Source organism: Ferrimonas sp. YFM (assembly GCF_030296015.1).
Classification (GTDB): Bacteria; Pseudomonadota; Gammaproteobacteria; order Enterobacterales; family Shewanellaceae; genus Ferrimonas.
This window is the reverse complement of record NZ_AP027368.1, coordinates 2,730,872-2,752,343: the sequence shown is the minus strand read 5'-3', so window position 1 is coordinate 2,752,343 and position 21,472 is coordinate 2,730,872. Positions and strand designations below refer to the sequence as shown.

The 21,472-nt window shown below is 52.4% G+C and carries 22 protein-coding genes; 14 read left to right on the top strand and 8 right to left on the bottom strand.

From position 1 onward, the window contains the following. Positions 1–359: 359 nt before the first annotated feature. The 4 genes from QUE41_RS12875 (at position 360) to QUE41_RS12860 (ending at position 2,797) form a co-directional block, all read left to right on the top strand. Positions 360–932: a tyrosine-type recombinase/integrase gene (locus QUE41_RS12875; RefSeq protein ID WP_286339428.1), complete on the top strand. Its 573-nt coding sequence runs from the start codon at positions 360–362 to the stop codon at positions 930–932. A 66-nt stretch (positions 933–998) separates the two neighbouring features. Continuing rightward, entirely contained in the window at positions 999–1,202 is a 204-nt protein-coding gene (locus QUE41_RS12870) for a hypothetical protein (protein WP_286339427.1), read from the top strand. 65 nt (positions 1,203–1,267) lie between these two features. Continuing rightward, positions 1,268–2,053 carry a hypothetical protein gene (locus QUE41_RS12865; protein WP_286339426.1) on the top strand — a complete coding sequence of 262 codons (786 nt, stop codon included), beginning with the start codon at positions 1,268–1,270 and terminating at the stop codon, positions 2,051–2,053. A gap of 105 nt (positions 2,054–2,158) precedes the next feature. Then, entirely contained in the window at positions 2,159–2,797 is a 639-nt protein-coding gene (locus QUE41_RS12860) for a hypothetical protein (RefSeq protein ID WP_286339425.1), read from the top strand. A gap of 230 nt (positions 2,798–3,027) precedes the next feature. Here the strand turns inward: QUE41_RS12860 and QUE41_RS12855 are convergent, their stop codons facing one another. Continuing rightward, complete coding sequence (locus QUE41_RS12855; RefSeq protein ID WP_286339424.1) at positions 3,028–3,549, bottom strand: hypothetical protein; 522 nt, start codon at positions 3,547–3,549, stop codon at positions 3,028–3,030. A 221-nt stretch (positions 3,550–3,770) separates the two neighbouring features. Here QUE41_RS12855 and QUE41_RS12850 point away from each other — a divergent pair, with 221 nt between their 5' ends. Then, positions 3,771–4,091 carry a DUF6626 family protein gene (locus tag QUE41_RS12850; protein WP_286339423.1) on the top strand — a complete coding sequence of 107 codons (321 nt, stop codon included), beginning with the start codon at positions 3,771–3,773 and terminating at the stop codon, positions 4,089–4,091. A gap of 57 nt (positions 4,092–4,148) precedes the next feature. On the opposite strand, the gene QUE41_RS12845 is transcribed toward QUE41_RS12850, so the two are convergent. Next, positions 4,149–5,324 (bottom strand): hypothetical protein, encoded by a 1,176-nt coding sequence (locus tag QUE41_RS12845; RefSeq protein ID WP_286339422.1) that lies wholly within the window; start codon positions 5,322–5,324, stop codon positions 4,149–4,151. A 38-nt stretch (positions 5,325–5,362) separates the two neighbouring features. Continuing rightward, positions 5,363–5,740, bottom strand: a complete 378-nt coding sequence (locus QUE41_RS12840; protein WP_286339421.1) for a hypothetical protein — start codon at positions 5,738–5,740, stop codon at positions 5,363–5,365. A gap of 370 nt (positions 5,741–6,110) precedes the next feature. Here QUE41_RS12840 and QUE41_RS12835 point away from each other — a divergent pair, with 370 nt between their 5' ends. Next, positions 6,111–6,542 carry a DUF6641 family protein gene (locus QUE41_RS12835; RefSeq protein WP_286339420.1) on the top strand — a complete coding sequence of 144 codons (432 nt, stop codon included), beginning with the start codon at positions 6,111–6,113 and terminating at the stop codon, positions 6,540–6,542. 41 nt (positions 6,543–6,583) lie between these two features. Here QUE41_RS12835 and QUE41_RS12830 read toward each other — a convergent pair whose 3' ends face one another. Both QUE41_RS12830 and QUE41_RS12825 read right to left on the bottom strand, forming a co-directional pair. Next, a complete protein-coding gene (locus tag QUE41_RS12830) occupies positions 6,584–6,733 on the bottom strand; it encodes a hypothetical protein (RefSeq protein WP_286339419.1) in 150 nt (49 codons plus the stop codon). Positions 6,734–6,884: 151 nt separating this feature from the next. After that, positions 6,885–7,787, bottom strand: coding sequence for a LysR family transcriptional regulator (locus QUE41_RS12825; protein ID WP_286339418.1), 903 nt, complete (start codon positions 7,785–7,787; stop codon positions 6,885–6,887). A 111-nt stretch (positions 7,788–7,898) separates the two neighbouring features. Between QUE41_RS12825 and QUE41_RS12820 the strand changes: the two genes are divergently transcribed. The 5 genes from QUE41_RS12820 (at position 7,899) to QUE41_RS12800 (ending at position 13,011) form a co-directional block, all read left to right on the top strand. Continuing rightward, entirely contained in the window at positions 7,899–8,078 is a 180-nt protein-coding gene (locus QUE41_RS12820) for a hypothetical protein (RefSeq protein WP_286339417.1), read from the top strand. A 2-nt stretch (positions 8,079–8,080) separates the two neighbouring features. Next, complete coding sequence (locus QUE41_RS12815; RefSeq protein WP_286339416.1) at positions 8,081–9,022, top strand: sodium-dependent bicarbonate transport family permease; 942 nt, start codon at positions 8,081–8,083, stop codon at positions 9,020–9,022. Between the two features lie 216 nt (positions 9,023–9,238). Then, the gene (locus QUE41_RS12810) at positions 9,239–10,696 is read left to right on the top strand and encodes an MBL fold metallo-hydrolase RNA specificity domain-containing protein (protein WP_286339415.1); all 1,458 of its coding nucleotides are present in this window, start codon (positions 9,239–9,241) and stop codon (positions 10,694–10,696) included. 308 nt (positions 10,697–11,004) lie between these two features. Next, entirely contained in the window at positions 11,005–12,459 is a 1,455-nt protein-coding gene (locus tag QUE41_RS12805; RefSeq protein ID WP_286339414.1) for a methyl-accepting chemotaxis protein, read from the top strand. 105 nt (positions 12,460–12,564) lie between these two features. Further along, the gene (locus QUE41_RS12800) at positions 12,565–13,011 is read left to right on the top strand and encodes a YaiI/YqxD family protein (protein ID WP_286339413.1); all 447 of its coding nucleotides are present in this window, start codon (positions 12,565–12,567) and stop codon (positions 13,009–13,011) included. Between the two features lie 47 nt (positions 13,012–13,058). Here QUE41_RS12800 and QUE41_RS12795 read toward each other — a convergent pair whose 3' ends face one another. Beyond that, positions 13,059–14,894: a M2 family metallopeptidase gene (locus QUE41_RS12795; RefSeq protein WP_286339412.1), complete on the bottom strand. Its 1,836-nt coding sequence runs from the start codon at positions 14,892–14,894 to the stop codon at positions 13,059–13,061. Between the two features lie 230 nt (positions 14,895–15,124). Here QUE41_RS12795 and psrA point away from each other — a divergent pair, with 230 nt between their 5' ends. After that, complete coding sequence (gene psrA, locus QUE41_RS12790) at positions 15,125–15,790, top strand: TetR family transcriptional repressor PsrA (RefSeq protein WP_286339411.1); 666 nt, start codon at positions 15,125–15,127, stop codon at positions 15,788–15,790. Continuing rightward, entirely contained in the window at positions 15,784–18,063 is a 2,280-nt protein-coding gene (locus tag QUE41_RS12785) for an acyl-CoA dehydrogenase (RefSeq protein WP_286342944.1), read from the top strand. Before psrA ends, QUE41_RS12785 begins: the two co-directional genes overlap by 7 nt. Before the next feature lie 53 nt (positions 18,064–18,116). On the opposite strand, the gene QUE41_RS12780 is transcribed toward QUE41_RS12785, so the two are convergent. After that, on the bottom strand, positions 18,117–19,064 hold the full coding sequence (locus tag QUE41_RS12780; RefSeq protein ID WP_286339410.1) for an IS1595 family transposase: 948 nt from the start codon (positions 19,062–19,064) through the stop codon (positions 18,117–18,119). A 262-nt stretch (positions 19,065–19,326) separates the two neighbouring features. Here QUE41_RS12780 and QUE41_RS12775 point away from each other — a divergent pair, with 262 nt between their 5' ends. Further along, positions 19,327–19,767 carry a hypothetical protein gene (locus tag QUE41_RS12775; RefSeq protein WP_286339409.1) on the top strand — a complete coding sequence of 147 codons (441 nt, stop codon included), beginning with the start codon at positions 19,327–19,329 and terminating at the stop codon, positions 19,765–19,767. A 70-nt stretch (positions 19,768–19,837) separates the two neighbouring features. Here the strand turns inward: QUE41_RS12775 and pyk are convergent, their stop codons facing one another. Continuing rightward, positions 19,838–21,274, bottom strand: a complete 1,437-nt coding sequence (gene pyk, locus QUE41_RS12770; RefSeq protein ID WP_286339408.1) for a pyruvate kinase — start codon at positions 21,272–21,274, stop codon at positions 19,838–19,840. Positions 21,275–21,472 lie beyond the last annotated feature (198 nt).

The window sequence follows — 21,472 nt, the reverse complement described above, 5'->3', positions numbered from 1 at the left end:
TAGACCGTAGCAACGATCCTCCGCTGTTCCTCTTGCTCTTGTCTGTCTTTGTCCATCTTCAGTCTTGCTTTGTGTAAATGTCGCAGCGTCAGCCTTGGCCTGCGGGCATCGTTGTAATCTGCGTATGTGGGCTGTGGAGCGTCGTCTAGTTCCCGTTTGGGGGCAAATTCGTGGTATCGCATGATGTCTCCTTTCTTTGTATTTATCTCCCCAAAAACATAATCAAACACATAGATGATTATGTTCTGCGCTAACGTGCTGATTTACAGCGTATAAAAGTGTTCACTTTTCAGGTCGCTCAACCGAAACATAAGGAAATACAATAAACAAAACAGAAGGTTATGTTATAGGAGGAACACATGAAGCAAGCGAAGACACTGACTGTAAAAGAGTTCAAAAGGGTACTGGCAGTCGCTAAAGCGGGGAGACATGCCGAACGGAATGCACTGGCGTTGTGCTTGTCCTACTACGCAGGGCTGCGGGTCAAGGAGATAGCTTCACTGACTGTTGGTGATGTGTATGACACCAGCGGTAACGTAAAAGAGATCGTTACTCTGTCAGCTAGCCAAACCAAAGGCAGTAAGGGCAGGGTAGTGATAGTCAGCAAGAAACTGGCTATTGTGCTGGCTGATTACTCCAAGGCGCAGAACAAACTACTTGGCCAAGCGTACCGTCCTTTGCTTCGCTCCCAAAAAGGTGCGGCGTTTTCTGGTAACTCGTTATGCCAGGTTTTTTCTAAGCTGTATGCACAAGCAGCTATTGACGGTGCTAGCAGTCATAGCGGGCGCAGAACCTTCATCACGAACCTTGCTCACAAAGGTGTATCTGCAAAGGTACTAATGACTTTGGCAGGTCATCAGCACATGAGCACAACTCAGCGTTACATTGATGTGAATGATGCAATGTTGAAAGCTGCTGTAGAGCTGGTGTGATTGACAGTTTCTAAGTAGAGTGTTTAGAGTATAAAAAACATTAAATATTTATTAAATGGAGTCTCCATGGTCGAACAAATCAAAAGTTGGTGGCAAGGAAAAAAATATACAATCGAAGGTGTTTATCCTGGTGTTCGTTACAAACGACACTGGACATCAGAGTTTGCACACATGACACTTAGATTTTATTTGAAAAATTGGAAATGGTTTTGGCCAACTTTAGGGGTGTTTATTGGGTTAATTATTTCATATAAAAAGCTCACATTGTAAATGCTCAACTGCTAGTTACTAGAAGCAATTTTAAAGTCGTACAATGGACTTTTTAAGGAGGTGAAGTGAAAAAGTGTAAGTTATGTAATATCCAAAGTGATTTGCAAATATCTCATGCTGTCGGAGATTCTGTTTTCAAAAAGATATTTAGAACAAACTCTGGAAAAGCAATAGCTATTACTTCGGGAAATGCTCCCATAGGTTATAGCAGTGATAGCTGGGCGGAGAATCAGTTATGTGCTGATTGCGAGAAATTATTAAATCACAATTATGAGAGATATTCACTGGGTGTATTAAGAGGGAGTGGTTGTACATTTGAAAAGAAAACTGATGGGTTACATTTTTCCAATTTAGATCAACATAAGTTAATTATGTATTTCTTGTCGATCTATTGGCGGGCTGCGAATTCATCACATGCATCCTATCGCAATGTAGTGATCCTTGATAAAGACAATGAATATTTAAGGAATGCTATATTAAATGATTTGTCTATCCCCTCAAATAAATTCTCTATAAAATTAAGTCGAGTTCTTGACCTTAGTAAAAGCAAAGGATTTACTGATCAAGCTATAAAGCAATTTATTGTTTCACCATTTTGTCGGATTTATGAAAACGAGAAAGTGGAAAATATTTCTGTATGCTTTATGTTTGAAGGCTTTTTTATTGAGGTGTATTTGAAAGGATTGGATGAGGAAGAGCAAACCTTATGTGGTTTACTATCCGAAACTAAGAGTGATCTAGTTATTCCTTATCTTAATCTATTTGACATTGACGAAATTGTTGATTTGATGGTGGATGGCTATAGGAAGCATTTAGAAGGGAATTCAAGAGTCAAAGCTAATAAAAAATAGACTTGCTTATTGCATTGCACATATCTTTCGCTTGACAAAATGACATTGCTTTACAGTGACAAAAAGTGTACATTTTTTGTATCTGTAGTTTCCGGTAGTGCTACTATGACTCACAAGTCTTTAGAGTTACAAAAATCAAAGATCGAATCCCATATAAGAAAGTTGTCTAGTGGTGACAAAGTTACTCAGCGCGACTTAAAAGCTGTGCTCACAGATGATGAAATCAGCCAAATGAATGATGAATGGGAAGAAGAGAAAAGCATGCGTGAACACAAGCGAGACTTGTGGGGACAGTTGGGTGATTATGCTGACATGTTGGACAAAGCCGATAAGGTAAACAACAGGTATCTGAAGCTATCCGCTAACCCTAGCGCTTTAACTAAAGATAAAACTGTACTTTTTAATAAAGCACAATCCTTATATGAAAAAGCTGTTGAGCGTTTGGAAGAGCTATTGAGTGATAATGGTAACTTAGCTGAATGCTTAGATCGTACGGTTGATTTTAGTCCTGGTTATGAGCCTTATCCAAGTGCAGAAGGTGTGCCTCGATATTGCGATTCTCGTTCTGAGCATGCTAACAGAGAAGAAAAGCGAACAATAAAAGATATTCGAATTAGTGCATTGCAAAGAAAGTTTGATGAGATCAATAACCCTGTAGTAGATAGCAACGAAGAAGCAATAAATGAAGATCAAGTGAAGCAAAGTGCAAATAAACTAAGGTCTTTATTAAGACGTATGGAATAATGTCTGCTTGTCTAGCTCTGCTAGTCAAGTGCCACTGCAAGATAGGCTTGCTGCTTCGTAAACTACGCAGACCTATCTTTGGTGTCAGTGTTCGTTGTTTGTTTTGATGTGCTTGTTACTGTTGAAATGACAGATACGCTTCGCTACTAAACGAGTTGCCCCGTTTAGTAAAAAATATTTCATGTTGTGAAATTTGCTGCGTTCGAGGGAAGTATGCTTCGGCAACGAGTTTAGCAAAAATTTGAGTAAGAAACGTATCCTAAGCCGTTATGTTTGTGTAGGTCTTTAGTCATATAACTAATCCATCCGTTCAAGTCGTAAATTGGCCTTATGTCATTTTCATGTTTGCTGCCATATTTTGTCTTAGGCCATAGTTTCAATATGAACTCCTTAAAGTCATCTTGTATCATGTGGGTCGGTGTTTGTACTGAGCAATGAAAGTGATACTGATGATTTTTGATTTCGATAGCAGCAAGGATTTGAATGCTCTTTTCTGGGTTGTTCTTTTTAAGCCTATACCAGTTCCGGCCATAACAAACTTCGTTTAGGTAACACATAAATCGTTTGAAGTTATTTTCTAGTATATGGAATTGCTGTTGTGTGACTGAACTGTTTGCTAGGTTGGTTTGTTCGTATAAAGGTACTTCACATAAAGTCAGTGTTAATGCGAGGTCTGGATTGAACTTGGCATTGTTGACTTTAGATATTATTTCTTGCTGGGTTGCGACTCGTGATAGTTGTTTGTAGTGCATAGTATTTGCTCCTAAATCATGTTTGTATTTATCTAAATCGCTTTTTAGTTAGCGAATATACGGAGTTGTTTAGGTAACGATATGGTTTATAGGCTTTGGGAAGGAGGCTAAACAGAGGTGGCTTGAACGTCCTGAAAATGAGCAATTCAGTTAACTAAGTAGTGATAATGGGATAAATAACAAGAAAGGGTATGGTCACCCAGTACTAGAATGGAGTTATCATGACATTGGATGAGATTTACTTGCAGCTAAAAAGAATGGGCCTGTGTAAATCAAAGTATCAGTTTAGCGAACGCTTTCTGGGCATGAGTAAGGGCTACTACAGCGTCTTACAAGTAAAGCAGCGGCAACCTAGTGCCACTGCACTATGCCGGCTGGATTATGCGCTTAGCGTGCTGGCTAGACGGCTTAGCTTGGAGTCTGGCTTTGCATCTTACAATCGGATGCAGCTTTTGCGGGGCTTGCAGGAGCATGTGAAGCTGATGATTACAGAACAATGCAAAAAGACACAGCCAAAAAGTGTGCACTTTTTGGCTGTCTAAGTTGTTACAGATAAACACAATGTTTATTGATAATTTAGCTAGGCAACTAAATAAATTTTATAGACCACACTTATATATATCTAAAAATCGATTTCCTTGTTTTATTCCGTGTAGTTTAAAATTTATTGTTTCCGTGTGTATATGCTCTTCTACAGGAAAGTCTAATGTCGGAAAGTTTTTTTCAATGTAACTACTTTTATCTTTGGCTATCTCGCCATATAGTGTTATCTTACCCAGCTTCTTCGCATCATGAAGAGATTTACCTTTTCCAGACATTGTTATATAATCATAACCAATGCAAACAGAACCTGCCTCAACCGGCTTTACTGAACGGTCTTCTATTGGATTTGGTTCAATAATTTTCAAAATGGTTTGTTGGTAATGTTTTACGGTCACTATTCTGGAAACGTTAAAAGCGTTTGTTGCGGTATAAGAATCACCCACTTTTATCAGGTGTTTATCGAGTGAAATTTTTCTAGAAATTATTTCTCCAGGAGTAAAAGAGTTTCCTTTATCATCTATTTTAATTTTGTATTTACCGTTGTGTAGTTTACTAAGGTTTTCTTTGTCTTTTATAAGATCAAGAGTTAATTCTTGCTTGTAGTTTTGTTCATCAATGGACGGTATATTAAATGAATTTATCAAACCATCAGATACCGTTACAGCATTATATTTTTTTGAATATGCAATGGACCACAATGTACTATATAATCCATCATCTTCATCGATAAGTTTCTTGATCCTATATGGGTCTAGATAATCATAGAAAGAGCTAATCCCTTCGCAAGAATAGTCGGTTGTTGAAGACTGCAAATTTGTTATCTTTTCATCGCTTATCTTAAAAAGGCACTTTTTATTTCCATAAGGGCTGTTGTCATTTGGAAATATTTTATACTTCATCGGTAAGTTTGGCTTCGGGCGTTCATAAGAAGTGACAACCCCGTCAAGGAACTTTATATAGTCATGATTGCTCGACGTAGATAAAAGTATTAGTAATTTTTCGACATAAATGTCATCTTTTATGTAATCTGTACGTTCGCACCCATGTTTTCCAATGTAAGTTTTGATGTTCTTAGGGTCCCTGATATCGAACACGCATTCTTTGAATTGCCATAAAAATGCAGATCTATCTAGCGTGTATGGAAGCTCAATATCGCTAGGAGGTTCATTTTTATCGGTTGAGACACAACCTGAAAGTAAAGTGGCTGCAAGCAATAACATCATCCGGCTCATTACTATCTCCTTAAAGAAGTTTTAATCCTTATTTTTCTTCAATTAGTTGGCAAGCCCACAAGTCCAATGGTTTGGCAAACTAATTTGGTAGTGTTTTCTCGTTCGGCACATGATTTCTGAAAGTTAACAGGATAATTGCTATACAGCTTTTTAAGTTCTTCCGGGTAAAGTTTGGCCGTCATATGTTGTGTATAAACGGTAGTAAACCATGCTGACAGCTTTCCATCTTGAGGTGGGAAAGTGCGCTTAATGACTTTGAAACATTGATTGCTAGGTTTTCCTGTACATTCCTTAGTGAACATCTTAACAGTAGTTTTATCCGGGACAAAGAAATATCGGCCCCAGTTATTTGCGTTTGTGGTTAAACTCAATGATGCGACAATACATATTGTGCTGAGAATGATTGTTTTTTTCATACATTGTCCTTACAAACAGAAGTTAATCTGCATACTGCTGGCAGCTATTACCGTGAACGCAGTAGTCCTTTACTTATTAAAAAAGTAAATAGCAGCTTAGCATGATGAAAAAATAGCCACAACGAACGAAGATCAAAGATGCTATATAAAAGTATTTTGTGCTTGATTCTTGTCTGTATCAGCAAGTTGGCACTGGTGTCTAGCTAAGATGGCAGTTGATTCATTATTGTTGGGATGTTCGCTTCAGTTACAACTACAGCGCAAAAAAGTATGCACTTTTCGCAAAAGTTCTGAGATCAGCTTTCGGTCGTCCAATAGGTTTTTAGAAAGTAACATTGAAGTTGCTTAAATGATCTGAGAGGACATCGAAATGCCTAATACACACCTTAGCCAACTGACACTTTCCGCTAGTCAGCAAAAAGTACCTGCCAATCCCATCGAGCTGCGTCGAGCTAAGTTGGTCACCCGTTTGAGCGAGCAAAAACGCATGGCTGAATGCTTGATGGAAGGTAAGCCGTTTGAAGCATATAAGGAAAAGCTTGAAACCGATGAACAGGGACACAAGCGTAAAGTGCGTGTACCTAAGCGAGTTATCCCCTGGTTCTACGAAGTAAAGGGCAACTACTTTCTGGAAGTGCGCTATGGCACCAAGCCACTTGAGCTAAGCAAAGGTAAGCACGCCGTGACCGTTGGTGAACAGTCAAAGTTGGTTGAAGTAATAGATGTGGTGGTTAACGCCGTTGAAGCTGGTGAGCTTGATGTGCAACTGAGCGCGGTATCAAAGCCAAAGCAGAAAGGGTGAGGACAAAAATAGCGGGGTAGGGCAGTGCGAAAATGTATGTACTATTCGACGCTAGGGCAGCCCAGGGAGATGAAGCCGATACGGCTGCCGCTGCCCTGACCCATGGCCGGAGCCACCTTGGTGGCGTGGGTGGTGTTAGGCTGCTCAGCCTTGGGCTGATCGTCGCCGGGAACGAAGGTTTCGACGGTCATAGAGTCCTTATCTGTTCGCTACTGGAATTAAGAGCGCGGATTATACCTGACTCCAGGCAAATGTGCAGGGCGAAAAAGTGAGCAACAGCCACCGGAAGCCGGTGGCCCGTCGGGGCCCAGACTCGAGCATTTGCTGCTGCCATCAGAAGATTCAGTTTGTTAGAGCAGGGGAGCGCTGTTCCGCCCATTGCAGGAAGGTTCGTGCCACGGGGGAGAGGGGGTTGCTCTTGTGATGGGCCAGGGACCATTGAGAGGGGATAGGCAGACCCTCTACCGGAAGAATCCTCAGGCCAGTATCCGCACCGAAAGCCAGGGTGTGCTGGGACAGTATGGAGACACCCAGGCCGGACATCACCGAGTGGCGAATGGCTTCGTTGCTCTCAACCGTCATCTTGACATTGAGCTTGACCCCGCGCTGTTTCAGAAACTGCTCCAGCGCGTAGCGCGTACCGGAGCCCTGTTCTCGAATCAGAAACGGTGCTTGGGCAAACTCCTCCAGGCTCAGGCGGTCTCTGTCGGCCCAAGGATGGGTATTGGCGGCTATGGCCACCAAGGGATTAGTGAGGAAAGGGTGCAGGGTGAGCGGCGCGTTTTCCGGTGGGTGACTGAATACATAGAGATCTTCATAGCCCTCGGAAAGCCGGTCTATCATCTGCTGGCGGTTGCCCACCTTAAAATCGATCTCCACGTCCGGGTATCGTTCCAGAAAGTCCCCCAACAGGTGAGGAATGAAGTATTTGGCCGTGGTAACCACACCAAGGCGCAGAGTGCCCCGCTTCAGTCCCTGCAGGTCGTCCAGATCCATCTGCAGGCTGTCGAGGCTGCCCACCACCTCTCTGGCGGTTTGCAGGGTACGCAGGCCGGCGTCGGTAAGCTGCAGTCGTCTGCCAATCTGGTGATACAGGGGGAGACCCACCAGATCGGCGAGCTTTTTTAATTGCATGGAGACCGTAGGCTGAGTGAGGTGCAGCTGCTCGGCGGCGGCACTGACAGACCCAGCCTCCTGAAGGGCCAGGAAAATTTCCAACTGGCGAAGTGTGGCACGAATTCTCATGACAGCTCTAATGTATAGGCTTTTATCTATACAATATAAATCAAAATTCGATTTAACTCTATTTTGGCTTCAGGGCAGACTAACGCCGTTGTTCGAGTTAAGGAGTAAGTCATGAATTTGCCAAAAGTTGTGTTTGAGTTTGTTGTTGCCCTGGCGGTGTTGATAGGCGGCGTGACCGCCGCTCTGAATGGGGTGACCGGCTGGGGATTGGCATTGACCGGTACTCTGCTGTTGTCGGCGTCACTGATTGTTCATGGCCAAGCGTTACCGCAGCGGGTAAGGGCTCGCTAATCATGGGGCTGGATATCGTTGTTGCCTTTTTCATACTGGGTGCGATGGCTCAGTTGCTTCGGGCCGAGCTGACCATCCCAGATGGTTTTTATCAGAGTCTGGTGATCCTGTTGCTGTTGGCCATTGGCCTTAAGGGCGGCATCGCCCTTTCTGAACACCTCAACATGACTTTGCTGATTCAGGGAGCGGCCATCATGGTGATGGGGGTGTTGTTGCCTCTGTTGGCGGTGCCCATCTTGTCGAAGCTCGGTGGCTTGACCAAAGTGACCGCCGCCACCATCGCCGCACACTATGGGTCTGTGAGTGTGGCCACCTATGCCGTGGGGGTGGCTTTTCTGGAGAGCCGCTCCATTCCCTATGAGCCCTACTTTCCGTTGTTTGTGGCCTTGCTCGAGGTCCCCGCCATCGCCGTGGGGTTGTGGCTGGCACAGCGAGGCACCGCTGCCGGCAGTAGCGACAGAGCCAAATTGGTGCGTGAAGTGTTGTTGAACCAGGGCATGGTGTTGCTGATGGGGGGCCTGTTCATCGGCTGGTGGGCCGGAGAGCGTACCGAGAAAATAATGCCGTTGTTTGGCGGGTTGTTCCATGGTGTGCTGGCTCTGTTTCTTCTGGCCATGGGACAGAAAGCGGCTCAGCGTTGGCGCGAGCTGGGAAGCGACGCGTCTTTCCTGGCTTCTTTCGGTATTGCCATGCCTCTGGTGGGGGCCCTGTTGGGAACCGCCTTTGCGCTGCCACTTGGATTGAGCGCCGGTGGCACCATATTGCTGGCGGTGTTGGGCGCCAGTGCCTCTTACATTGCGGTTCCCGCGGCTTTTTCGGTGGCCATGCCCAAGGCAGATCTGGGGCCGGCCATTACCGCCTCCCTGGGGGTGACCTTCCCATTCAATGTGCTGGTGGGGATCCCCCTCTACAGTGCATTGATCCTGACCATGGTCCAGAATTGACCCGGTTGTCCGTTAAAGCGCCTGCATCGACAGGCGCTTTTTGCCAGCCTGCTTGAGGTCACCGCAGAGCCGATTGTTTCTCAGCCGGCGAGACGACAGTTAGCAGCATTTGCCTAATCGGTCGTCGGGGCGCACTATTGGAGGTAGGCGAGGGTAGGGCAAAGTTGTCGTTGCTCCACCTTTTCAGGGAGATAACGGACGCCGGGAGGGCGCTTTATGACAATGACCCTGACCTTTCTGGGGGCAGCCGGTGAAGTGACCGGTTCCTGCCATCTGCTGACTGTGGGTGAACACCAAATCCTCCTCGATTGCGGCCTGATCCAGGGAAGCCGTCAGGCGGAAGCCCGCAACCGCGAACCCTTTCCATTTGACCCAGGGACCATCGATGCGGTGATCCTCAGTCACGCTCACATCGATCATTCCGGCCGGTTGCCCCTGCTGGTGAAGCAGGGGTTTCAGGGGCCGGTGTTTACCCACAATGCCACCGCCGAGCTGTGCGACATCATGCTCAGGGATGCGGCCATGCTGCAGCGCCGGGACGCCGAGCGCCTCAACAAGAAGTTGGAGGCGCGTGGCGAACCCCTGGTAGATCCCCTGTTCACAGAGGCAGATGTGGATGCGCTGATGGCCCTGATGGTGCCCCTGGAATATGGCCAGGGCAGGGAGGCGCTGCCTGGCGTCCGGTTCGAGCTGGCGGATGCCGGCCACATTCTGGGCTCCGCCATAGTGCAGCTGTGGCTGGGCGAGGCGGAAGGTCAGCGCAAGCTGGTGTACAGTGGCGACCTGGGGCGCAAGGGGATGCCGGTGATTCAGGACCCGGCTTATATCGACAGGGCGGATCTGGTGGTGATGGAGAGTACCTACGGGGACAGGTTGCACCGGAGCCTGCCGGACACCCTGGAGGAGCTTAAGGGGATCTTCGCCCGCGCCATAGAAACCGCCAGAGGCAACATCCTCATTCCCGCATTCTCGGTGGGCAGGGCCCAGGAGCTTCTCTATCTGTTGCACCTGCACGCTAAGGAGTGGGATCTCGGCCGCTGGCGGGTGTACCTGGACAGCCCCATGGCCACCGAGGCCACCCGGGTCTATGTCCGGCACTTCCGCCTGTGTGACGATGAGTTCAAGGCCTTCACCCGTCAGCATCCCGGCCGCCATCCTCTGCTGTCCAACATCGAGTTCGTTCAGACCACCGAAGCGTCAATGGAACTGAATGAGGTGGACAGGGGGATGATCGTCATTGCCGGCAGCGGCATGTGTAATGGCGGACGCATTCGTTGTCATATGGAACACAATCTGTGGCGTGATGAGGCGGATGTGATCATCTGCGGGTATCAGGCCAGAGGGACACCGGGTCGTGCCCTGGTGGATGGGGCACAGAGCCTGAATATTGGCGGTAAGCCGGTTGAGGTGCGGGCCAGGGTGCATACCGTGGGCGGCCTGTCGGCCCATGCGGATCGGGATGAGATGACGGAGTGGTACCGCCATTTTGCCGATGCCCCCCCAGTGATCCTGGTTCATGGTGAACCTGAGGCGCAGCAGAGTTTTGCCGAGCACCTGGGCCAGTACAGCCGCCATCTGGTGGTGGCTCAGCGCTTTGACTGCCTGGATCTGACGGCGCTGCCTGAGCTGGTCTGGTTGAACTCCGGGCTCTGTGGTGAATCTTTCATCGATTGAATCATATTTCTCGAATCGCCACTAAAGTCCCGCCCGTCACAGGTCGATAACAGGATCGTGGGAGGGGGGTGTCTGTTGTGCCCATGAAGTTTGGCTAATTTCATGTAGGTAACTGTACTATTTTTACAAAATGACTTCGCAAAACTCCCCTTCAAATTGATAACGCTCCCATATTGCACCGTGGTTTATGTGATCAAAATTACTGAAACGTAAATCCCATAAACTTTAATATTGCCCAATGGCAGCGCAAAAAAGCACAATTGAGCGCCAAATGTTAACGCCAATGTATAGGCGGAATGAGGGGTCACATGAGAGAAGTAGAGTTCAGAACCATAGACAGGTTGTTTATCAAACTGACACTGAACGAGAAATTTTGGGTGTTGTTCCTGATGGCCACCCTGGCGGTGATGGGGGTGGCGACCAAGGGCTACCTGGATGTCAGCCGTCTCGCTGAGCAGAAGAGCCTGGCACAGGCCCAGGGGCAACTGACCTCTGCGGTGAAGGTGGTGAATTCCCTTAAAGGCGAGGCCAGAGAGCAGGCCGCCAGTGCCTTGGGCCTGAAGCTCAACGGCCTCAGTGCCGAACCACGGCGCCAGGGTGAGCGCATCATTGTCAGTGCGCCTTTGGCCAGTGGCGGTCACGCTGAGCTGTCTGTGGCAGTGCCCGCCGAAGAGGCACAACTGAAGTCCGAGGCACTGACCCGGGTGGGGCTCTCTTCTCTGCTGCTGATTCCCATTGCCCTGTTCAGCTACTGGCTGGCCACCTTCCTTGGTGGCGCCCTGTGGGTGAAACACCAGGCGATTCAGCGCATCGCCGATGGGGACCTGACCTCTCGTCTTGGTTTTCATGTGGGCCGGGAGGAGTTCGGCATTATCGGTCACCAGCTGGACCGCACCATGGATACCCTGAGTGAGCTGGTGAGCACGGTGCAAAACAGCTCTGCCACCCTCAATCAGAGCGCCTCTGTGTTCAGTGATGACAGCCGCAACAGTCAGGAGCAGATCGCTTCCCAGTACAGCTCTCTGGACTCTGTGGCTACCGCCATGGAGGAGATGAGTGCCACCGCCAAGGACATTTCCAACCTGGCTCAGCAGACCTCCTCTCAGCTGGAGCAGGATGGCCATAAGGTGGCCCAGAGCAACGAGAAGGTGCAAAACGCCATCGTTGAAACCACCGAACTGGCGGATAAGACCGATGCGGCTTCGGTCACGGTGAATAACCTCACCGCCAAGGCCACCGAGATCAATGAGGTGATCACCACCATCAACGCCATCAGTGAACAGACCAACTTGCTGGCGCTGAACGCGGCCATCGAAGCGGCTCGCGCCGGTGAGCAGGGCCGCGGCTTTGCGGTGGTGGCCGACGAGGTTCGCACCTTGGCCAGCCGCACCCAGCAGGCAACTGTCGAGATTCAGGCGATGATCGACAACTTGCAGACCGAAACCCGCGGCATTGCCGACATCACCTCCCACACCCTGAAGCAGGCCCATCACAGCCGTGAGCTGATCAGTGAGATTGGCCAAGATGTGAATGCCATTGCCGATTCCGCCCGCAGCGTGATGGAGATGAGCGCTCAGATCGTGGCGGCGGTGGAGCAGCAGACGGCGGCGGCCAATGACATTGCCTCCGAGCTGTATGACATCCGCGGTCAGTCCAACGCCATCCGCAGCAGCGCCGAACAGTCGGCGGTGAGCGTGAATGAGCTGGCGGAGAGTTCTCTGCAACTGGGTGAAATTCTGAAGAAGTACCGCACCCAGCAGTAAGCGCCGATTCTAACTCCAGGGGAGCTCAGGCTCCCCTTTTTTGTGCTTGTATCCCGCCAGTTCAGGGGCTACTCTGCGGGCATCTGAGTAAAGTGAGAAACTGATATGACCATCTGGGTCGATGCCGACGCCTGTCCTGTCGTTATCAAAGAGATTCTGTTCCGCGCCGCGGACCGTACCCAAACGCCACTGGTGCTGGTGGCCAACCGCGGCATGCGTACCCCTCCCTCTGCCTGGATACGGGTCCAGGTGGTGCCGGCAGGCTTTGACGTGGCGGACAACGAGATCGTCAAGCAGGTGCAGCCGGGTGAGATGGTGATCACCAGTGATATCCCGCTGGCGGCGGAGGTGATCGAGAAGGGCGCCGAAGCGCTCAGTCCCAGAGGGGAGGAGTTCAACGCCGGCAACATCCGCGGTCGCCTCAACATGCGCGATTTTATGGACACCATGCGCGCCAGCGGCGTGCAGACCGGTGGGCCACCACCGTTGAGCCAGCAGGAGCGCCAGTCCTTCGCCAACGCCCTGGACCGTTATCTGGCAAAGCTTAAGTAAAAAAGAACCCGGCCAACTGGCCGGGTTCCTGGTTTTAGCGCCTTAGCTTACCAACCGCACTGACGGCCGGCGGCCTGGTTCTGCTGATCCAGCCAGGTGTGCAGCGGCTTGAAGTAGTTGAGGATGGCATCGCCACTCATCTTCTCTGAGCCGGTGACCATGGCCAGGGCCTGAGGCCAGGGCTGGGACAGGCCGGACTCGAGCATGGTGTTCAGCTTGGCCCCCGCCTCCTTGTTGCCATAGATGGAGCAGCGGTGGATGTCGCCCTCATAGCCCGCGATGTCACACAGGGACTGGTGGAACTGGAACTGGAGGATGTGCGCCAGGAAGTAACGGGTGTAGGGCACGTTGCCGGGCACGTGATATTTGGCGCCCGGGTCGAAGTCCGCCTCGGTGCGTTCTACCGGACTGGCCACGCCCTGGTACTTGGCGCGCAGCTCCCACCAGGCCTGGTTGTAGTTCTCAGGGGTGATCTCACCGGAGAACACTTTCCAGCGCCACTGATCGATCATCAGGCCGAAGGGCAGGAAAGCCACCTTGTCCAGGGCCTGACGCAGCAACAGGCCGATGTCGGCATCGGCGCTGGGCACCTCTTCCAACAGGCCAATCTGTTTCAGGTAACTCGGAGTGATGGACAGGGCGATGGTGTCACCAATGGCTTCGTGGAAGCCGTCGTTGGCGCTGTCCTTAAACAGGAAGGGCTGGTTCTTGTAGGCGCGCTGGTAGATGTTGTGCCCCAACTCATGGTGAATCACCACGAAGTCTTCGGCGTTCTTCTGGATGCACATCTTGATGCGGATGTCGTCTTCGTTATCCAGATCCCAGGCACTGGCGTGGCACACCACGTCGCGGTCCTGAGGCTCCACAAACAGGGAGCGCTCCCAGAAAGTCTGAGGCAGGGGTTCGAAGCCCAGGGAGGTGAAGAACTGCTCCGCCTGTTCCACCATCTTGATCTCGTCGTAGTCGTGCTTGGCCAGCAGGGCGGTCAGGTCAAAGCCGGGATCCGCCTTTTCCGGGGCCACCAGGTCGTAGATGTTGCCCCACTGCTGGGACCAGAGGTTGCCCAGCAGGTGAGCCGGGATCATGCCGTCCTGAGGCACCACGTCGGTGCCGTACTCTTCACCCAGTTCACCACGCACGTAGCAGTGCAGGGCGTCATACAGAGGTTTCACCTCTCCCCAGAGGGTATCCAGCTCCTTGGGGAACTGGGCGGCGGGCATGTCGTACTTGGAGCGCCACAGCTCGCCGACATCCTGATAACCCAGCTGCTTGGCGCCCTCGTTGGCCAGCTCTACCTGGCGGGTAAACAGGGGGCGCATCGGCTTGGAGATCTCACGCCAGCCCTGCCACACCTCCAGCAGCTGCTCCGGATCTCTGGATGTGGCCATCAGCGAGGAGATCTGTGGCTGACCCAGACAGTCGCCGTTGGCCATGCAGTAGCGCCCCTTGCCATAGAGGCCGCCGAGTTCGGCGTTGAGCTTGGCCAGCTCTTCGCTTTTGGCCGGGCTGTCGGGAGAGGGCAGCACTATGGTGCGTTTGAGTACTTCCAGTTTACGCAGCTCCTCCTGGGTCAGCCCCTGGGTGTCTGCTTTTGCGGCCTGGCTGGCGTATTCCACCGCCTTGTCGTTGAAGCGGCGCTCGGCGTCGGAGGCCAGGGCGGCGGTGTCTTCGGTGATGAAGTTGCTGTAGATCCAGGCAGCGCGGCCGGACTCCTCAATCAGGTTGGAGAGATCCGTTTCGGCGCTGGCAATGAATTCGCTGGTGCTGGGTTGGGCTGCCTGTGTCGCGTCGGCCTTGTCGTTGGGTTTTTCGGCCGGTGCGCAGGCGGTGAGCAGCGCAAGTGCCACGGCGGACAGGGCCGTGGGAGATCGCATAAGAGCCATAGAGCTTTCCTTTGCTTGTGGTTGTTGTTGATCTGTGCGGCATTCTAGTATGCCAGCCCAGGTGTGAAAAGCGACAATGCTCTGTGACCCCGGTTCGCAAGGGAATGACTGCTAACGCCTGGAAAAGGCGGGATTATTCCTAAGTTCAAACACTTTGCCTTTGGCCGCTTTGACATTACCCAGGCCGCAGAGTAAGTTAAAACAAGTGTTTTAATCAGGAAGACGCACACATGTCTAATAAGCAAGGTACAAAATCTCGTATCTTGGACGCTGCGGAACGATTGTTTGCAGAGCGGGGGTTTGCGGATACCTCCCTGCGACTGATCACCAGCAAAGCGGAGGTGAATCTCGCCTCGGTCAATTACCATTTTGGCTCCAAGAAGGAGCTGATTCAGGCCGTACTGGCTCGTTACCTGGACCAGTTTATGCCCGCCTGTGAGGAGGCCCTGGCCGAGCTCGATGGCCAGTCAGAGCTGAGCGTGTCCGCCATCTTCGAAAGCCTGGTTCAGCCACTGCTGTCCCTGGATCAGTTGCGTCACCGCGGTTCCACCATATTCCTTCAGCTGCTGGGGCGTGGCTACATCGAGAGCCAGGGCCACCTGCGCTGGTTCGTCACCACCCATTACGGCAAACCCCTGGAACTGATCGTCAAACTGATTCACCAGGTGGATAAGGATATCGACGATGCAGAGCTGTTCTGGCGTCTGCACTTTACCCTGGGCACCATGGTGTTCACCATGGCCTCCCTGGATGCCCTGAATGACATCGCCCAGGCCGATTTTGATCAGCAAAACAACGTGGAGTCGGTGATCAAGAGATTGATCCCCTACGTGGCCGCAGGCGTGGTCGCTCCGGCTCCCCATCTGTCAAGGACACAGATTAAGGAAGTATCATGACGCTGTTTATTCTGGTAATCATCGCCCTGCTGGTGCTGTTTGGCGTGACGGACATTCGCCGACAGTTCATCACCAAGCCGGTGTTTTCCTTCTTTAGAAAGGTTTTACCGCCGCTGTCACAGACCGAGCGGGAAGCGATGGAAGCAGGCACCGTGTGGTGGGACGGGGAGCTGTTCTCCGGCCGTCCGGACTGGCAGCAGCTGCACAGCATGCCCGCTTCCGAACTGACCGGTGAGGAGCGCGCCTTCCTGGACAACCAGGTGAACACCCTGCTGAAGATGCTGGACGATCACCAGACGGTTCAGGACGATAAGGACCTGCCAAAAGAGGTGTGGGACTATCTGAAGCAGGAGCGTTTCTTCTCGATGATCATTCCCCGGGCCTACGGTGGTCTGGATTTCTCCGCGCTGGCGGCGTCCACCATAGTGGCGCAAATCGCCTCCCGCAGCCTGACCGCCGCCATCACAGTGATGGTGCCCAACTCCCTGGGGCCGGGTGAGCTGCTGGCTCATTATGGCACCGAGGAGCAGAAACAGCGTTGGCTGCCTGGCCTGGCCGAAGGCTCAGAGGTCCCCTGTTTTGCCCTGACCGGTCCGGAAGCCGGCTCCGATGCCGGTGCCATTCCCGACAGTGGCGTGGTGTGCATGGGTGAGTATGAAGGCAAGGAGGTGTTGGGCCTCAGGCTGAACTGGGACAAGCGCTACATCACCCTGGCGCCCGTGGCCACGGTATTGGGTCTGGCGTTCAAGATGCGTGACCCGGACGGCCTGCTGGGGGACAACAAGGAGATTGGCATCACTTGTGCGCTGATCCCAGCCGATCATCCCGGCGTGGAACTGGGCAATCGTCACAACCCGCTGAACATGGCCTTTATGAACGGCACCACCCGGGGCAAGGATGTGTTTATCCCGATGGAGTGGATCATCGGTGGCCCGGATTACGCCGGTCGAGGCTGGCGCATGCTGGTGGAGTGCCTCTCCGCCGGTCGCGGTATTTCGCTGCCCGCCCTGGCCACCTCGGCCGCCCACATGGCCACCCGCACCACCTCGGCCTATTGCGGCGTGCGTCAGCAGTTTGGGGTGAACATCGGCCAGTTCGAGGGGGTTCAGGAGGCACTGGCCCGCATCGTCGGCAACACCTATCTGCTGGAGGCGGCTCGCAAGATGACCGTCGGTGCCATCGACATGAAGCAGAAGCCTTCGGTGGTGACCGCCATTGCCAAGTACCACATGACCGAACTTGGCCGCTCCATCATCAACGACGCCATGGACATTCACGGTGGCAAGGGGATTCAGCTGGGTCCCAAGAACTACCTGGGTTACCAGTACATGGCTCAGCCGGTGTCCATCACCGTCGAGGGAGCCAACATCCTCACCCGCAACCTGATGATCTTCGGCCAGGGAGCCACCCGTTGTCACCCCTATGTGCTGTCTGAGATGGAGGCGGTGGCGATGGAGGACAAGGACCAGGCGCTGAAGGTGTTTGACGGTCTGCTGCTCTCCCACATGATTCACGGTGGTCGCAACGCCCTGGTGTCTCTGGGCAGCGCCCTGACCGGCTCCCGTTTCAACAGTGCTCCTGTGGCCGGTGATACGGCTCAGCACTACCGCAACCTGGGCCGCCTCAGTGCCAACCTGGCGCTGATGTCGGATCTGGCCATGGCCACCCTTGGCGGCAGTCTGAAGCAGAAGGAGATGATCTCCGCTCGTCTGGGTGATGTGCTCAGCCAGTTGTACCTGGCCTCTTCGGTGCTGCGTCATTACGAAGCGGAAGGGCGTCAGCAGGGAGACCTGCCTCTGGTACACTACTCGGTGGCGCGTTGCACCCACCTGGCCGCCAAGGCGATGGAGGAGGTGATTCGCAACTTCCCGAGCCTGCCGGCACGCTGGCTGGCCAAGGTGATGATCTTTCCCATCGGCAACCATTTCCACATGCCGTCCGATGAGCTGGCTCAGCAGGTGTGTGACACCGTGGCCCAGCCGGGCGTGTTGCGTGAGCGACTGACCCACCTGTGCCCTGTCCCTGAGGGCTTGCATGATGGCATCAGTGAGGTGGAATCTGCCTTCCTGGCTCTGCACAAACAGCAGCCTCAGATGAAGAAGATCAAACAGGCGATGCGTCAGGGTACCCTGGCCAAGCAGGCTATTACCCCGCAGGTGATTGAGCAGGCCAAGGAGGAGGAGGTGATCACCGACTCTGAAGCCAACGAGCTGATGACCGCCTGGACGCTGCGCACCGCGGCCATCCATGTGGATGAGTTCGCTACCCTCTAGGGGCAGCGATGAACAAGGGCCGGCATTGAGCCGGCCTTTTTTTAGGCTGTGTCCTAAGTAACTGTTGAACCCCACCCAACAGCTTCGAACAGGCACTGCTCAGAGCTGGGTCGGTACTTATGCCGGTCCAGCATTCTGTGCCAGCCCAAGTAGTTTCCTAAATACTTGGTCGCCACCCCTCTAAACCTTGATATCCACCCTTTCAACCGGCTGTCGTAGGCGTTTACGTTCTGGATGTGGAAGGGACCTCGCCTGCGCGGGCCTGATGCCTTGATAGGCTCGTGTCTGATTCTCTTTGATTTTGCGTAAGACAGATAAACGCCAGCACGGTCAGTACACAGACAGGCATCCTTGTCCAGAATCGAGTCCAAAGCCGTCGTGACATGTGCTGCATCCAGTTTTTTCAGCATGTAGTCCGCCGTCTTACCCGACCTATCGCGCACTATTAGGACCGATACCTGGTCTTCACTACCACCGCCTTTGGTCTTGCTGACACCACCACGCTGACGCGCTGGCCAGGGGAGGTTGCGTTGCCCTTTGTACGATTTCAAAAAGAAGGTTTCATCGGCTTCAACAATGCCGTGCTCCTTTTCAGGGCGCATGTCAGCTATCAATTTCAGAAATCGATGTCGCCACAAAAACGCAGTGTTTTTATTAACTTGGCATTGGGCTGCAGCTCGGCGAACGGTCAAGCCATCGTTTAAGCAAAGTGCGTACTCCAACCAGCGTTCGCGCATGCGCAATCGTGCCAATGGTGTGCCAGTCAATGGGTTAGAGGTTTTGCCACAGGCACGGCACCGAAATCGAGGCAGACCATGGCTTGAGCCCCAAGGGCGTAGAGCTTCCTCGTGGCAATGTGGACAGTCTTTAGGATGGTTTTCAATGAGTAGCGCCACGACGGCAGGAGCATCGAAGCGCACATGAGTAAGGAGCTGTTCTCGTTGACTGGGCGTAAGCTCAGGCAGGGAACGCAGGATACGGGCAAAAGCTGAACTATCCATAACGGGCCCTCTCTATCAAAGAGTTACCCTAATTATAGAACCTCAACAATTAACGCAGACACAGCCTTTTTTTATGCCAAGCCCGGGCTGACAGCCAGCAGCTGCGATTGCTGGAGACCCAGAGATTCCAGGATACTGTTAAAAAGTCCGGGGACTTGAAAAGAATGCCAAAATAACGACTTGCCCTTGATCCTGGTCACGAAATTCCTGTCGCTAACGGTGCAATCTTTACCCGAATCGAACCGACGTTTGGGAGAGAAGGATGCTACAACGATGGTCTTGGTTGAATCTGGATAAGGCGCTGGCCCACAAGCCAGCAAGAGTTGGTGTGCTTTATCGGCACTTTATACCCATCTACCTGCATTATCAGGGGCAATACCTTAAGGCGACCTGGGAGGGGGATCTTAAGTCTCGGGAGGAGCGGGCCAAGGTGGTGCAGTCCGTGGTCCAGGCCTTTATCGATACCCATCAGGCCCATGAGTTGACGCTGGATGAGGCGGTGCTCAATCAATATGACATTGAGCTGGAGTGGGTATGCCCTGGCGACCTGGAGTCGCAGAGTTACGAGGCGGCCAGGGGGATTTTCGAGGATTGCCTGCAGGGGCAGGACCCGCAAAAGCAGCTGCTGTCTCAGGAACAGAGTTGGATACAGCTGCTTCAGCACAGGGCGACGGAAGTGGGCCGGCGCTTTTTCAGTAACTGAAGTCGCTGTCTTGCTGAAACAAAAAAGGGTTGGCCCAAAGGCCAACCCTTAGTTGTTTGTTGAGTGGAGATTACTCGACCACAACAACCTTGGTGGTGTTGGTGCCGCCGATGGTCTCCATCATGTCACCCTTGGTCACCAGAACCATGTCGCCGCTGTCCAGCAGACCAGCGTCTTTGATCTCGGCGATGGCTGCCGCCACCATGAGACCAGGAGTGTGCTCGGTGGAATCGAAGCGTACAGGGTACACGCCACGGTACAGGGCCATGCGGGCCAGGGTTGCATCGTGACGAGACAGGGCGATGATGGGCAGGCCGGAGGTGATGCGGCTCATGATCATCGGAGTGTTGCCTGACTCGGTCAGGGCAACGATGGCCTTAACGCCTTCCAGGTGGTTGGCGGCGTACATGGTGGCCAGAGCGATGGTCTCTTCAACGGTCTTGAAGCGCTCATCCAGACGGTGACCGGAAACCTGAACACGAGGGTTCTTTTCGGCGCCGATACAGACGCTGGCCATCGCCTTCACGGTCTCTTCAGGGAAGTCACCGGCGGCGGTTTCCGCAGACAGCATTACCGCGTCGGTACCGTCGAGTACGGCGTTCGCCACGTCCATCACTTCGGCACGGGTTGGCATTGGCGCGGTGATCATGGACTCCATCATCTGGGTCGCGGTGATCACCACACGGTTCAGCTGACGGCAGCGGGCGATCAGCTTCTTCTGAACACCCATCAGCTCGGCATCACCAATCTCAACACCCAGGTCACCACGGGCAACCATCACGGCGTCAGAAGCCAGGATAACGTCGTCCATGGCCTCATCGGTGGCAACCGCTTCGGCGCGCTCGACCTTGGACACGATGTGGGCATTGCAGCCAGCTTCGCGAGCCAGTTCGCGAGCGTAGTGCAGATCCTCACCGGTGCGTGGGAAGGACACGGCCAGGTAGTCCACGCCAATCTTGGCGGCGGTCTTGATGTCTGCCTTGTCTTTGTCGGTCAGGGCCGCTGCGGAGAGGCCGCCACCCTGCTTGTTGATGCCTTTGTTGTTGGACAGAGGGCCGGCTACGGTCACGGTGGTGATCACGCGGTTGCCTTCTACCTTCTCAACACGCAGCTGAACACGGCCGTCGTCCAGCAGCAGGATGTCGCCGGTGTCTACGTCCTGAGGCAGGGTCTTGTAGTCCAGGCCTACCTGATGCTCGTCACCTTCGCCTTTGGCGAGATCGCTGTCCAGCACGAAGGTGTGGCCCAGGGGCAGGTGTACCTTGCCGTCTTTAAAGGTGGATACCCGGATCTTGGGACCTTGCAGGTCACCCAGGATGGCCACATGGCGGTTGTGCTTGGCAGCAAGTTCGCGTACCTCGTTAGCGCGGGCGATGTGATCCTCGGGGCTGCCGTGGGAAAAGTTCATCCGTACGACGTTGGCGCCGGCTAGGATGATCTTCTCCAGGTTGCCGTCGCGATCAGTCGCTGGACCCAACGTGGTTACGATCTTAGTTCTTCTGAGCATAGGTAACTCCATCAGAATACTGGCTCTAAAGTTTAAGTAGATGAAACTCCCGACCTTATGGCTGAAAGTTCAACATGAAAGAAAATTACGTAAATTATAAATGTTGCCGCATGACAAAAATGTGACCTGGCGCAAGGTCGACAAGCCTAAGGAAGCAAATTGTTGAGGTCAAGTGTAGTCGTTGTGACAAAGAAAATG